The sequence below is a fragment of the Pseudomarimonas arenosa genome (assembly GCF_014841215.1).
GTDB lineage: Bacteria > Pseudomonadota > Gammaproteobacteria > Xanthomonadales > Xanthomonadaceae > Pseudomarimonas > Pseudomarimonas arenosa.
The window spans coordinates 1-13,662 of sequence record NZ_JACYTR010000082.1 but is presented as its reverse complement, the minus strand read 5'-3'; the positions used below and the strand labels follow the sequence as shown (position 1 = coordinate 13,662).

Annotated in this window: 13 protein-coding genes and 1 tRNA gene; 5 read left to right on the top strand and 9 right to left on the bottom strand. The window is 62.6% G+C overall.

Annotated features, from left to right (window positions below; translation table 11 throughout):
• Positions 1-454: 454 nt before the first annotated feature.
• Positions 455-530 (top strand) — tRNA-Thr (locus tag IFO71_RS20305).
• A gap of 276 nt (positions 531-806) precedes the next feature.
• Here the strand turns inward: IFO71_RS20305 and IFO71_RS20300 are convergent.
• Positions 807-2,564, bottom strand: a complete 1,758-nt coding sequence (locus tag IFO71_RS20300; RefSeq protein ID WP_192031516.1) for an alkaline phosphatase D family protein — start codon at positions 2,562-2,564, stop codon at positions 807-809.
• 226 nt (positions 2,565-2,790) lie between these two features.
• Between IFO71_RS20300 and IFO71_RS20295 the strand changes: the two genes are divergently transcribed.
• From IFO71_RS20295 to IFO71_RS20285, 3 genes are all read left to right on the top strand, one after another.
• Positions 2,791-3,198: a rhodanese-like domain-containing protein gene (locus tag IFO71_RS20295; protein WP_192031515.1), complete on the top strand. Its 408-nt coding sequence runs from the start codon at positions 2,791-2,793 to the stop codon at positions 3,196-3,198.
• Complete coding sequence (gene rocF / locus IFO71_RS20290; RefSeq protein WP_192031514.1) at positions 3,195-4,121, top strand: arginase; 927 nt, start codon at positions 3,195-3,197, stop codon at positions 4,119-4,121. The genes IFO71_RS20295 and rocF overlap by 4 nt, the downstream gene beginning before the upstream one ends.
• Before the next feature lie 85 nt (positions 4,122-4,206).
• Positions 4,207-5,529, top strand: coding sequence for a tryptophan--tRNA ligase (locus IFO71_RS20285; RefSeq protein ID WP_192031513.1), 1,323 nt, complete (start codon positions 4,207-4,209; stop codon positions 5,527-5,529).
• A gap of 165 nt (positions 5,530-5,694) precedes the next feature.
• Here the strand turns inward: IFO71_RS20285 and purH are convergent, their stop codons facing one another.
• The 8 genes from purH to aroQ form a co-directional block, all read right to left on the bottom strand.
• Complete coding sequence (gene purH, locus IFO71_RS20280; RefSeq protein ID WP_225444820.1) at positions 5,695-7,266, bottom strand: bifunctional phosphoribosylaminoimidazolecarboxamide formyltransferase/IMP cyclohydrolase; 1,572 nt, start codon at positions 7,264-7,266, stop codon at positions 5,695-5,697.
• Between the two features lie 63 nt (positions 7,267-7,329).
• Positions 7,330-7,593: a helix-turn-helix domain-containing protein gene (locus tag IFO71_RS20275; protein ID WP_192031517.1), complete on the bottom strand. Its 264-nt coding sequence runs from the start codon at positions 7,591-7,593 to the stop codon at positions 7,330-7,332.
• Between the two features lie 234 nt (positions 7,594-7,827).
• Positions 7,828-8,550 carry a zinc-ribbon and DUF3426 domain-containing protein gene (locus IFO71_RS20270; protein WP_192031511.1) on the bottom strand — a complete coding sequence of 241 codons (723 nt, stop codon included), beginning with the start codon at positions 8,548-8,550 and terminating at the stop codon, positions 7,828-7,830.
• Positions 8,551-8,589: 39 nt separating this feature from the next.
• Positions 8,590-9,492, bottom strand: a complete 903-nt coding sequence (gene prmA, locus IFO71_RS20265) for a 50S ribosomal protein L11 methyltransferase (RefSeq protein ID WP_192031510.1) — start codon at positions 9,490-9,492, stop codon at positions 8,590-8,592.
• Between the two features lie 180 nt (positions 9,493-9,672).
• Entirely contained in the window at positions 9,673-11,040 is a 1,368-nt protein-coding gene (gene accC, locus IFO71_RS20260; protein ID WP_192031509.1) for an acetyl-CoA carboxylase biotin carboxylase subunit, read from the bottom strand.
• A complete protein-coding gene (locus IFO71_RS20255; RefSeq protein ID WP_332309424.1) occupies positions 11,030-11,470 on the bottom strand; it encodes a four helix bundle protein in 441 nt (146 codons plus the stop codon). The genes accC and IFO71_RS20255 overlap by 11 nt, the downstream gene beginning before the upstream one ends.
• 19 nt (positions 11,471-11,489) lie before the next feature.
• Complete coding sequence (gene accB, locus IFO71_RS20250; RefSeq protein ID WP_192031507.1) at positions 11,490-11,960, bottom strand: acetyl-CoA carboxylase biotin carboxyl carrier protein; 471 nt, start codon at positions 11,958-11,960, stop codon at positions 11,490-11,492.
• Positions 11,961-12,020: 60 nt separating this feature from the next.
• Positions 12,021-12,482, bottom strand: coding sequence for a type II 3-dehydroquinate dehydratase (aroQ, locus tag IFO71_RS20245; RefSeq protein WP_192031506.1), 462 nt, complete (start codon positions 12,480-12,482; stop codon positions 12,021-12,023).
• 134 nt (positions 12,483-12,616) lie between these two features.
• Here aroQ and IFO71_RS20240 point away from each other — a divergent pair, with 134 nt between their 5' ends.
• Positions 12,617-13,543: a DMT family transporter gene (locus tag IFO71_RS20240; protein WP_192031505.1), complete on the top strand. Its 927-nt coding sequence runs from the start codon at positions 12,617-12,619 to the stop codon at positions 13,541-13,543.
• Positions 13,544-13,662: the final 119 nt, after the last annotated feature.

Genomic DNA, 13,662 nt, shown 5'->3' with positions numbered 1-13,662 from the left:
GGTTGGGGGCATTGCGTCTGAATTCCGGAAAAACATCCCAAAAGCAGCCAAATCCGGTCTGCGAAGGCCACACGAACGTCCGGTCGGGACGAACGTCGCGATCTTGAGGGGCTCGTGAAATATTCGGGATAGTCCCCCACCGCCCGGCCTGGTTGTACATGTTGCTTCTCAAACAAGTGATCGACGCGCATCCGTGCGCCGCTGAACTTCAGTGCCTACGCTACGCACAGCGCTGGCTGGGAATTGCGATGTACTGCCGGAATGCGCATCAGCAACAAACGGCAAAGCGCGATGTCAATCACGGACTTGAAATGTGCAGAAGCGATTCACGGCAAGGGCGTCTAGCCCGGATATTTCGGCGCGACCTCATTAAATAGCCGGGCTAGTTCGCCGTTGGCCGCCGGGCGGCTTTCTATCGCCCGGCCGGCCGGCCCTGCTAGAATTGCCCGCCCATGCCGGCATAGCTCAGTTGGTAGAGCAACCGCCTTGTAAGCGGTAGGTCGTCTGTTCGAGTCAGACTGTCGGCACCATCACTGCACTCCACCCGCACCAGGCCACCTCGGTGCCTGGGCGATGACCCTGACAAGCCGAGCGGCGTGCCGCTGAGGGTGGACAAGCGCATGCAGCCCCGCTCCTGGTATCCCCGCCGGCCTCCCCCCGCGGCGCTGCGCGCGGCAAGGGGGTGGGCAGAGCAAGCAAGCCAATGTTCACTGCGAGGCTGCAGAGGCAGTTCGGAGCTGCTTGACTATTGAACCGGCCAGTTGATCTTTCAATTGCCCGGTTGCCCCGGACTTGATCCGGGGATCTCAGAACCAGCTGTACAGCGAGTTCCAGCCTTGGTACTTGCGTAGGGTCTTCTTCACCTTGCGGGTCGCCGTGCCGCTGGCCGTGTTCTTGTCCACCGAGTAGGCCTTCCATTCGCAATAGCTGCGGCGGAATTCCAGGGTCGAATAGCCATAGGCCGAGGAGTCGAAGTACTTGATGTGCGGGTTGAGCAGGTAGACGGCAGAACCGGCGAAGAAGTCGATGACATCGCCGATCGATTTCGCCTTGTCCATGTTCTTCTGCTGCAGGGCCATCTTGCGCTTGATGCCCAGGGTGTTGATCAGGTTCGACGAGCTGATCGACGGCGTCATGAACTCGGCGCCTAGAAAGTTGCGGCTGTCGAATGGATTGATATTGCCGTAGTCGGCCTTGACCTGGGCCGCCATGTAGGTGTGCAGATCGCCGGTCAGGGTGATCAGGTTGTCTACGCGCTGGCTGCGCATTTCGCCCAGCAGTTGATCGCGTTCAACGGCATAACCATCCCAGGCATCGCCATTGAACGGCACGAAGCCGCCCGGCGCTGGCAGACCGAGTCGACCCATGAAGGTCTGATTGCCCAGCACTCGCCATTGGCTGCGGCTGGCCAGGCTGCTGTTCAACAGCCAATCGCGTTGCTGTGTACCCAACATGGTGATGTGCGGATCGCGAACGCTGCCGCAGGTCGGCAGGTAGCGACCGCCAAAGGTGTCTTCACCGCAGGCATGGGCGGAACGATAGGTTCGGGTATCCAGCATGTAGAGGCTGAGCAGGTCACCGAACTGGAAATCACGATAGACGCGCAGAAAGCGATGCGGATCGGCCGAATTGGCCTCCACCCGCACCCGCGCCGGCACGTATTCGATCCAGGCCTGCTGTGAGTCCAGCATCAGCTGGTTAAGCTGCAACGCGTCGTTGCCCTGCTCGGTGTAGGGATGATCGGGCGCGCCCAAGGTATGGCGCTGGTAGTCCCAATAGCAGTCATTGGCCGTCTCGTGATCATCGCGAGTGATGATCCAGGTGTGCTGTTCCATCGCCCGGCGCAGCTTGGGATCGCCGCGCAAGCTGCGGTAGATGTGCCGGTAGTCGGCCAGATCCATGGCGTAGATGCCATCGCTGGGCAGGACGATCTGCCGATCGGCGAACGGCAGAGACTGGAAGCGCGGATCACCGGCGCTCTCATAGATGAAGTCGCCCAGATGCACGACGAAATCGATGCTGTCGTCGTTGGCGATGTAGTCGAATGCGCCGTAGTAGCCGTTGGTGTAGTCCTGACAGGTGATCTGGGCCAGCTTCAAGGCATCCGGACGAGAGCCCGTCGGCGGCGCGGTGCGGCAGCGGCCGATTCGTGAGGTCGTGCCGGCATAGACAAAGCGATAGTAATAGCGCCGGTTGGCCTCCAGCTGGCCGTCGAGATCCACCTTGACCGTGTAGTCGTTCTGGGCCCGGATCTGCTCGCGGGCGACCTGGCCTTCAGCCACGATCTGATTGAAGTTGCCGTCCACAGCGACTTGGAAGAACAAATCTTCACCGCTCAGACTGGGATTGATTCGGGTCCACAGCATCACACCGGTCGGCGTTGGATCACCCGAGGCGATCGACTGCTGGAATACCAGATCAGGATCGCTGCCCTTGATCATGGCGCTGATCCGGCTGCGGTACTCGGCCGCCCCGATCACCGCGTGCGCGGCGCGCTGGTAGGTCAGGATAAAAGGTGTGGCAAGCCCAGCCGCAATGAGGCTGAGAATCTGTCTGCGCTGCATGTTTTCCCCCGGCAACGTTGGATGGTTTCGTGGAGTCCAACCGTACGGACCCGAACGGTCGGCGTTGCGAGCCGCGATGGTGGCCAAGGTCGGTGACAGGGTGATGACGATTGTGCTCAACGGGTGAAATTGCGGCGATCCTCACGCTCGGCCTTGGACTCCGGTGGGTCATGGCCGATAATCAAAGGTCGACCGCGCATTCCGCGCGGGCCGCGGAGGTGTCCTCATGAGCAAAGTTGCGAGTTGCGTGGCAATCGCAGTGGCGCTTCTGTGGGCCGCGTCCGCGCGGGCCGAGCACATGATTGCGCCCACCGCGATGGCAGAGCGAATGCAGCAGCAGCCGGCACCCTTGGTGCTGGATGTGCGCACTGAAGAAGAATTTGCCGAAGGCGCCTTGCCGGGCGCGCGGCTGATTCCGCATGACCAACTGGCCAGCCGATTGGCCGAGCTAGGTCAGCCTGGCGAAGTATTCGTCTACTGTCGCAGCGGACGGCGGGTGAAGCTGGCCGCCGAGGTACTGAATGCCGCGGGATTCCGGGTACATGAAATTGAAGGCAGTTTTCTCGCCTGGCAGGCAGCCGAGCTGCCGATCGAAGTGCCGGTGGGGTCAGCGGACAAGGAGGTTAAGAAATGAGCAAGTGGCGAGTCAGTCTGATTGGTGTGCCCACCGATATCGGTGCCGGTCATCGCGGCGCCTCGATGGGGCCGGAAGCGCTGCGCGTCGCCGGCATTGGTGAGGCCTTGCGCGAGCGCGGTGCCGACGTGGAAGATCGCGGCAATCTTGCCGGCCCTTACAACCCCTGGCTGCCACCCAGCGATGGCTACCGCCATCTCGATGAAGTGGTGGCATGGAACGCAGCGGTGCGTGATGCAGTGGCTGCCGAGCTGGACGCCGGCCGGCTGCCGATCATGCTCGGTGGTGACCATTGCCTGGCGATCGGTTCAATCGGCGCGGTAGCCGCGCACTGCCGCAAGACTGACAAGAAGCTGCGCGTGCTGTGGCTCGATGCCCATGCTGACTTCAATACCTGTGCGATCACGCCCTCGGGCAATGTGCACGGTATGCCGGTGGCCTGCCTGTGTGGCTACGGGCCGGCGCCCCTGGTCGGGATGGGCGATCGCACGCCGATGCTCGACCATGAGTGCGTGCGCCAGATCGGTATCCGTTCCGTTGATGAAGGCGAGAAACGTCTGGTTCACGATGTCGGTCTGGAAATCTATGACATGCGCTACATCGACGAAGTCGGCATGCGCAAGACCATGGAAGAGGCGCTGGAAGGTGTCGATGAGAACACCCATGTTCACGTCAGCTTCGACGTCGATTTCCTCGACCCCAGTATCGCCCCGGGCGTCGGCACCACGGTGAAAGGTGGGCCCGGCTATCGCGAAGCGCAGCTGGTCATGGAAATGATTGCCGATACCGGACGCATGGCGTCGCTCGATATCGTTGAGCTCAATCCGGCGTTCGACAAGCGCAACCGCACAGCCAAACTGGCGGTGGATCTGGTCGAGAGTCTGTTCGGCAAATCCACCTTGATGCGTCAGCGCGGCGCCTGAGGCTGCCCCCCGTTCACCCTGGTTTGTTCAGGGTGGCGGAAATCCACGTTAAGAAGAGCGGCCACCAATCGCCGAGTGAACAGTAATGACCAATCCAAAAGCGCAGCCGCCCAAGCGGATCCTCACTGGCATCACCACCACCGGTACCCCGCATCTTGGCAACTATGTCGGAGCGATACGGCCAGCCATAGTCGCCAGCCACGACGCTCAGGCCGAGAGTTTCTTCTTCCTTGCCGACTACCACGCCCTGATCAAGTGCGATGACCCGGCTCGAATCGCTCGCTCACGGCTGGAAATCGCTGCCACCTGGCTGGCGGCCGGGCTGGATCCGACGCGGGTGTATTTCTATCGCCAGTCCGACATCCCGGAGATTCCCGAGCTGACCTGGTTGCTGACCTGCGTCACCGGCAAGGGCCTGATGAATCGCGCGCATGCCTACAAAGCCGCCACCGACATCAATGCCGCCAATGGTGAAGACGTCGATGCCGGTATCAATATGGGTTTGTACTGCTATCCGATTCTGATGGGGGCGGACATCTTGATGTTCAACGCCACCCATGTGCCGGTGGGGCGCGACCAGGTGCAGCACATCGAAATGGCGCGTGACATGGCGCAGCGCTTTAACCACTTGTTTGGCCGAGGCGAAGAGTTGTTCGTGCTGCCGCAGGTGGTGATTGATGAGGCGGTGGCCACCCTGCCTGGTCTCGACGGACGGAAGATGTCGAAGAGCTACGACAACACCATTCCGCTGTTCGAGGGTGGGCCCAAGCGGCTGAAGGAAACCGTCGGCCGCATCGTCACTGACTCGCGGGCGCCTGGTGAGCCCAAGGATCCGCAAAGCAATGCGCTTGCAACCCTGTATCAGGCGTTTGCCAGCGCCGAGCAGTGCGCCGAGTATGAGCAGGCCTTGCGTGAGGGCCTGGGCTGGGGCGAAGCCAAACAGCGTCTGCTCGCCCAGCTTGAACACGCACTTGCACCGATGCGCGAGCAGTACGAGGCGTTGATCGCCAAGCCGTCTGATATCGAAGATGTGCTGCAGGTCGGGGCGCAGCGCGCCCGCTCGATCGCCACCCCGTTCCTGGCCCGCCTGCGCGATGCCGTTGGCCTGCGCCGGATGAGCGCGCCCATGACGGTGGAAAACTCCATTGCTACCGAGACCAAAGCGGCCAAACCGAGCATCAAGCAGTATCGTGAGGCTGATGGCCAGTTCTATTTCAAGCTGCTCGATGCCGAAGGCCGGCTGCTGATGATCAGCCCGGGTTTCGCCCAGCCGCGTGATGCCGGACAGATGATCGGCAAGCTGAAATCCAGCCCCGCAGCGGTCACTGAGTTGGCCGGCCGGCAACTTGGGGAAGGTTGCAGCGACGCCGACGTCGAAGCGGCGCTGCTGGCGATGGCGGTGGAGTAACAGGTTTAGATCCGGCCATTCGAGAAGTGAATTGCCGGATCGGTGCACCGCTCAGCAATTCATTGCGGAGCTAAGGAGTCGCTGTACGCTCTGACCGATTCCCGATTCCCGATTCCCGATTCCCGATTCCCGATTCCCGATTCCCGATTCCCGATTCCCGGTTCCTCAGTGCCGGAAATGGCGCATGCCGGTAAACACCATGGCAATGCCGTGTTCATTGGCAGCGTCGATCACTTCCTGATCGCGCATCGAACCGCCGGGCTGAATCACCGCAGCGATGCCGGCCTGGGCGGCGGCGTCGATGCCGTCGCGGAACGGGAAGAATGCGTCCGAAGCCATCACCGCGCCCGCTACCGCTAGCCCGGCCTCATCGGCCTTCAGGCCGGCGATCCTGGCCGAGATCACCCGGCTCATCTGGCCGGCTCCGATGCCCACGGTCTGCGCGTCTTTGGCATAGACGATGGCATTCGACTTGACGTGCATCGCCACCTTCCAGGCAAACAACAGATCGTTCAACTGATCGGCGCTGGGTGCCTTGCTGCTGACCGTCCTGAGGTTGGCGATGATTAGGGTGTCGTGGTCGCGATCCTGCACCAGCAGCCCGCCCTGCACGCGCTGCAGGTGCAAGGGCGACACCGCTGCGAGGTGATCGCCGCAGGCCAACACACGTACATTGGGCTTCTTCATCAGCAGCGGCAGCGCAGCGTCGGCCACGCTCGGGGCGATGATCACTTCAACAAATTGCTGGGCCAGGATGGCGCCCGCGGTGTCGGCATCGAGTTCGCGGTTGAAGGCGATGATGCCGCCGAAGGCCGAGGTGGGGTCGGTAGCGTAGGCGCGCTGATAGGCATCGCCGATGGAGCCGGCTACGGCCACGCCGCAGGGGTTGGCATGTTTGACGATGACGCAGGCCGGGGCCTCAAACTGCTGCACGCAGCTGAGGGCGGCATCGGCGTCGGCAATATTGTTGTAACTGAGTTCCTTGCCCTGTAGAAAGCTGGCGCCAGCCACCGTTCCTGAGAGTGAGCTTGACTCGACGTAAAGCGCTGCGCGTTGATGCGGATTCTCGCCATAGCGCAGCACCGACTGTCGCTTGAGCGACAGATGAAAGCTGTCCGCCCATTCAGTCGGTGTATCCGGTTGTTCAGCGCGGCGCGACAACCACTGACTGATCTGGCCGTCGTAGTGTGCGGTGTGGGCATAGGTCTTGGCTGCCAGTGCGCGGCGCTGCGCCGCACTGGTGCCGCCTTCCTGCACGGCCGCAATGATCGCGGCGTAGTCGGCGGGGTCGACTGCCACCGCCACCCGTGCATGATTCTTGGCCGCGGCACGCAGCATGGCCGGGCCACCAATGTCGATGTTCTCAACGCCATCGTCATAGCTGCAATCCGGCTTGGCGACGGTGCTTTCGAAGGGGTAGAGGTTCACCACCAAGAGATCGATTGGAACGATGCCGTGTTGCGTCATCACTTCGGCATCGACCGATTCACGACCGAGCAGGCCGCCATGCACGCGCGGGTGCAAGGTCTTGACCCGGCCATCCATGATTTCCGGAAAACCGGTCAGATCGCTGACGTCGCGTACCGCGAGCCCGTTATCGCGCAGCAGCTTGGCCGTGCCGCCGGTCGACAGCAGCTCAACGCCAGCGGCGCCCAAGGCCTGTGCCAGCGGCAGCAGCCCGGCCTTGTCGGATACCGAAAGCAGGGCACGACGGATCGGCTGGCGGTCCAGGGTCATGGCGAGTCTCATCTTGGGGCAGGGGCGCGCATTATAACGGCGCCCTCGCGGCGGCGCTGTGCGTCAGTCCAGACCGAATTCGCGCAGGCGCTTGCGCAGTGTGGCGCGATTGATGCCAAGCGCGGCAGCCGCGCGCGTCTGGTTGCCTTCGAAGTGATTCATCACTTCGTTGAACAGGGGCCGCTCCACCTCGCGCAGTACCAGAGCATGCAGCTCACCACCGGTGCAGTCGCCCAGATCAATCAGGTAGCGACGCACGGCGCGGGAGACATGATCCTGCAATGGCGAAGTGGCGGGCTTTTCACCGCGATTCAAAGAGACGGACATAGGTGCAGCAGCGCGAATGTTGTTCTTCTGGGTGGTGACGATCGTGCCTTCCATGCGTGATCGCTTTCATCTCGGGTGGGTCAGTGTATGCCGGTCGCTCAAGTGTTGCTAGCGCGATGAATGAAAAACGCGGGACACCCCGCAGTTCGAAAACCTGTCATGTTCATCCGACCGACGGTCGGTCAAGCGCGAGCGATTGGAGGTGCGCAGCAGTGCGTCGAGTGATCGACGCAGTCAAAGAAATTCGAACGAGTAGGCCAAGGCCATCTTGTCCGGATCGACCAGTTCCAGGCGCAACAAAACGCTCTGGCCGGGAGCGAACTTCTGCGTTTGCGTGTCGGGCAGATATTCGTTGGGACGAAAGCGTCGCAGTGCGATGGTCTGGCCGTCGATATCGGTCATGGCAAGTTCCACCACGGGCGCTGGTTGTGGCCACTCGGCGTCGTTGCGCAGGGTGGCGGTAACCAACAGCGCGTCACCGACCGAGGGATGTGGACTGATATCGCGGGTCAGCAAGGTCCAGGCGCGCGGCTGGCGCCACACCGGCAGGCTGCAGCCGACCCATTCACAGGCCTGTTCGTAGGTGGCACGCCAGCGCGGCGACTCTGCCCACTGGTAGCGATGCTCAAAGAAAATCTGCAGCGCCAGCAGCAGGCCCAGGCTGGCCGCCAGCAACCACCAGCGCGTTGAAGCTGGCACATGCGGCGGCGCCGGTTGGGCGAAGTTGGGCACCGTCGCGGGTGCCGCTGGTGGTGCCTCGAACAGGTCGCCCTGGCGCTCGGCGAGTTCCGGATCGAGCCTAGGCGTCGGTTCGCCCTGCGGCGCGGCACGGCGCAGTCGTTCCAGCGCATCGAATTCGCGATCGCAGACGCCGCATTGCACCCAGCCGGAGGCAGCCTGCAAGGCATCGGCTTCGATCGGGAATACGGTGGCGCAATGTGGGCATTGAGTCAGCATGGGCGCATGGTAGTACGGGACGGTAGGCAGCGCTGCAGGTCAGCTGCGCCGAATGCCGTCAATGCGCACCCAATCCTCGTGTTGTGTCACCGAGAGCTGATCAAACCAGGGCTGGTAACGCGCCAGTAGGTCGGATTCCTGACCGAGCAGGATGCCGGACAGTGCCAGTCGTCCGCCTGGCTGGCAGAGGGCGGCCAGTTGTTCGGCCAGGGCGTTCAGGGCGTCGGCCAGAATATTGGCGACGACCACCGGGAACTGCAGGTCGGCGGCATCCCCTGGCAGGCAGACCTCAAGCCGCTCGCCAACCCCATTGCGTTCAGCGTTGTCACGCGAGGCCAGCAGCGCCTGTGGATCATTGTCGATGCCCAGCGCAGAAGCGGCGCCCAGCTTGAGTGCGGCAATCGCGAGGATGCCCGAGCCGCAGCCGAAATCGAGCAGCGGCCGGCCGACCAGGTCGAGACTCTCCAGCCACTCAAGACAGAGCGCGGTGGTCGGGTGGGTGCCGCTGCCAAAGGCCAGCCCGGGATCGAGGCGCAGCACCACGGCATCGTCGGGCAGGTTCTCCGGCTCGGTATTCCACGGATACACCCACAATCGACGCCCGAAGGCCATCGGTCGGTAGTCGTCCATCCAGGCGCGTTCCCAGGCCTGATCCTCTACCTCGCGAAAGCTGGCCGACTCAAGATTGAGGCCATCGTCGAACGCTTCGAGCGCAGCCAGAAGGGCAGCTCGGTCGACATCGTGATCGAACAGTGCGTTAAGACGGATCTGCTGCCAGAGCGGCGTTTCGCCCACGCCCGGCTCCAGTATGGCGCGTTCGTTCGGTGTTTCGGCGTCGGCATCGAGCAAGGTGATCGACAGCGCGCCGACGTCTTCCAACGCGGCTTCGAAGCGTGGCTGTTCCTTCTCGTGGCAGCTCAGGGTGAGTTCGAGGTAGGGCATTCGGGGGGGGCGCAGGGAGGCGAGCGCAGATGGTAGCAGCGAGTGATGGTGCCCAGGAGAGAGCGAAGCGCACTGTTGGTCGCGCGCTCCCGTTTCGAGTGTTGGCAGTCGCGCCAGATGCCATTGGCGGCTGGCCAGCGCGCGACCACTCACCCGCGCAGTCGTTGACCGCGCACCTGTTCAGCCCAGGCCGATGGCCTTGTCCTTCAGTTCCTGCAGGCGCTTTTCCAGATAGTGGATGTTCATGCCGCCCTGCTTAAAGCCGTTGTCGGCCATGATGCGTTGCTGCAGTGGGATATTGGTCTTGATGCCGTCGATCACCATTTCCGACAGCGCCACGCGCATGCGATCGATCGCCTGTTTGCGGTCGGCACCGTGCACGATCAGCTTGCCGATCATCGAGTCGTAATTGCTTGGCACGCGATAGCCTTCATAGATATGCGAGTCGACCCGCACGCCGGGGCCGCCGGCGGCGTGGAAGTGCTTGATCAGGCCGGGGCTGGGCAGGAAGCTGACCGGGTCTTCGGCATTGATGCGGCATTCGATCGAATGGCCACGCAGCACCACGTCTTCCTGTCGGATCGACAGCTTGTTGCCTGCCGCAATGGACAGCTGCTCGCGCACCAGATCAATGCCGGTCACCATCTCGGTGACCGGGTGCTCGACCTGGATGCGGGTATTCATTTCGATGAAGTAGAAGCGTCCGTTCTCGAACAGGAACTCGAAAGTGCCGGCGCCGCGGTAGCCGATGCGGATACAGGCATCGACGCACACCTTGCCGATCTCGGCGCGCATCTCCTCCGTAATGCCCGGCGCCGGAGACTCTTCCACCACCTTCTGGTGGCGCCGCTGCATTGAACAATCACGCTCACCGAGGTGGATGGCATTGCCCTGGCCGTCAGCTAGTACCTGGATCTCGACATGGCGCGGGTTCTCGAGGAACTTCTCCATGTAGACCATATCGTTGTTGAACGCTGCCTTGGCTTCCGACTTGGTGGTGCTGATGGCGTTGTGCAGATGCGCCTCGGTATGCACCACGCGCATGCCACGTCCGCCGCCGCCGCCGGCGGCCTTGATGATCACCGGGTAGCCGATCTCCTTGGCGATCTTGGCGTTTTCCACCGCGTCATCACCCAGCGGACCGCCCGAACCTGGCACGCAGGGAACCCCCGCCGCCTTCATCGCCTTGATCGCCTCGACCTTGTCACCCATCAGACGAATGACGTTGGCGGTGGGGCCAATGAACTTGAAGCCCGAACTCTCCACCCGCTCGGCAAAATCCGCGTTCTCTGACAGGAAGCCGTAACCCGGATGAATCGCCTCGGCATCGGTTACCTCAGCCGCGGCGATGATCGCCGGAATATCGAGATAGCTCTGCGCCGACGGCGGTGGACCAATACACACCGATTCATCGGCCATCGCCACGTGTTTCAGATTGCGGTCGACCGTGGAGTGCACCGCCACTGTCTTGATACCCAAGGCGTGACAGGCGCGCAGAATTCTAAGAGCAATTTCGCCGCGGTTGGCGATGACAACTTTATCGAGCATTGGAGTGCCGGGATTCGAGATTCGAGATTCGGGATTCGTTGGAGCTCGCAGCCTGTGGGGCGCGGCTTCGCTCCAACGAGCGGATAAGTGAGTTCAGCTTGGCGAAGGTCTTGTCCAACTGTTCGCTGAACGCCTGTGCCTCAATGAGATAGCCCAGACGAACGGCGATTTGCAGTTGCGTATCGAGCTCGGCCAGCGAACCTCTTGCGACGGATAGAAAGCGCAGATACTCGGGGGTCGATCGGCGTGCAGCGCCCTCGGCAATATTCGAGGGCACGCTCACCGCACTTCGACGAAGCTGAGCTGTCAGGCTGAACTTCTCGTGATCAGGAAAGTCGGACGACGATCGATAGACCATCTCCACCAGCACCATGGCATCCATCCAGACTTCAAGCCTAGCGTGCGGCCGCTGTTGCGAATCCCGAATCACGAATCCCGAATCCCGGCTCTTAGCCGATCACAAACATCGGTTCGTCAAACTCGACCGGTTGGCCGTTTTGCACCAGCACCTTGACCACGGTGCCGGAGACGTCGGCTTCGATCGGGTTGAACATCTTCATCGCTTCGATGATGCCGAGGGTGTCGCCGGCGCTGATCGATTGGCCTTCCTTGACGAAGGCGGGGGCGTCGGGTTTCGGCGAGGCGTAGAACGTACCGACCATCGGCGAGCGCACGACGTGGCCTTCGGGCAGGGCGGCGCGGCCGCCGGTGGCGGCTTCGGTGGGCGAGGCCATCGGGCGCTCGGCCGGTGCCGCGGCCGGGGCGGCCATCGGCATCGGCGCTGGCATGTACATCGGCGCCGGGGCGGGCCCGCTGAAGCGCGACAGGCGGACCGATTCCTCGCCTTCCTTGATCTCGATCTCGGACAGGTTCGACTCTTCCAAAAGGTCGATCAGCTTCTTGATTTTTCTCAGGTCCATAGCAGAACTTCCAGGTGTTGTGCGTGTTTGAGAGGGCGTCGGTGCGGTTGTGACCGCGCCTTATGTGAGTGTGCTGGCCGGCGGATTGGCCAGACGGTTGATGGCGGCCCGCATGGCGAGGCGGTAGCTGTCGGCGCCAAAGCCGCAGATCACGCCGATCGCGATATCGCTGAGGTAGCTGTGGTGTCGAAACGGCTCACGAGCATGGACATTGCTCATATGCAGTTCGACGAAGGGCAGGCCGGTGGCGGCCAGCGCATCGCGCAGCGCGACGCTGGTGTGGGTCCAGGCGCCAGGGTTGATCAGAATGAAGTCGGTGCCGTCCTTGCGCGCGGCGTGGATGCGCTCGATCAGCAGGTGTTCTGCATTGGTCTGCAAAAACTCGCTATCGTGTCCGGCCTGCTGCGCCGCTTTGGCCAGATCGGCTTCGATCATGACCAGGGTGGTGTGGCCGTAGACCGTCGGCTCGCGTTCGCCGAGCAAGTTGAGATTGGGTCCATTGAGAACCAGAATGCGTGCCACGATGTCCCCTCCCGCCAGGCGCGACAGTGTCGTTCAACCGTCGGTTGATGTCCAGTTTGCCGACGTTCGCCGGAACTTGATGACCGCCGTCATCTCTCGTGCAGGTCCCGTCTCGATCTCCGTGGGGCTTGCCAATGAGTGCCGTTGACCCGCCTTCGCCACCACTGAGCGGGCGCAGCACGGCGCTGTTGGCCTTTATCGGCATGACCCTGATCTGGGGCAGCACCTGGTATGCCATCCGCCTGCAGCTGAACGGCACGCCGCCGTTCCTGTCGGTCGCCCTGCGCTCCTTGCTGGCGGCGGCGATCATGGCGCTGTGGATATTGCTCAGTCGGCGCAGCTTTGGCCTCGATCGCCGACTCTGGGCCCTGGTGCCGGTGCAGGGCGCCACGCTGTACGGCATCAACTATCTGTTTGCCTACGCCTCGACCCAGTACGTGGTGTCGGGCGTGGTGGCCCTGCTGTTCGCGGTGAACGTAGTGGTGACCTTGCTGCTGGAGCCCTGGATGCTCGAGCGCCGATCGCCGCCGCAGGCCTGGTGGGCCGCCCTGCTGGGTCTGCTTGGCCTGGGCCTGGTGCTATCGCCCGGGTGGCAGGTGCAGGATCCGCGCAACTGGCTGTGGGGCGCCGGTCTGGCGTTGGCGGGCGCGGTGACCGTGGGATTGGGGGCGGTGCTGTCCTCGCGCCTGATGGCCAAGGGCGCACCGTTGCTGACCCTGAATTTCTATGGCTTTGTCACCGGCGCCTTGATTGCCGGGTTGGCCTCGCTGAGCGGCGGCGAAGTCTGGCGGGTCGAGCTCAGTGCTGCCTACACATTGAGTATGGTCTATCTGGCGATAGTCGGCTCGGTGATCGCCTTTGCTCTGTACATGCGCGTGGTGCAGGATCTTGGCCCGGTACGCGCCGGCTACAGTTCAGTGATCACGCCGGTGATTGCGCTGTTGCTGTCCGCGCTGTGGGAGGGCCTCAGGCCAACCTTGCCGCTGCTGTTGGGCGTGGCCCTGGTGCTGGCCGGCAACCTGTTGATCATGAGCAGTCGGGCCAACGCGGGCAGGGCTTAGCAGCCTGTCGGACTTCGTCCCGCGAAACGCGATTTCGGTCGATCTTACCCAACGATCGATGGCGTCAGGTGGTTCTTCGATTCCGCAATCGGTCGGCCCTTCGCCGAATCGCTGAACGT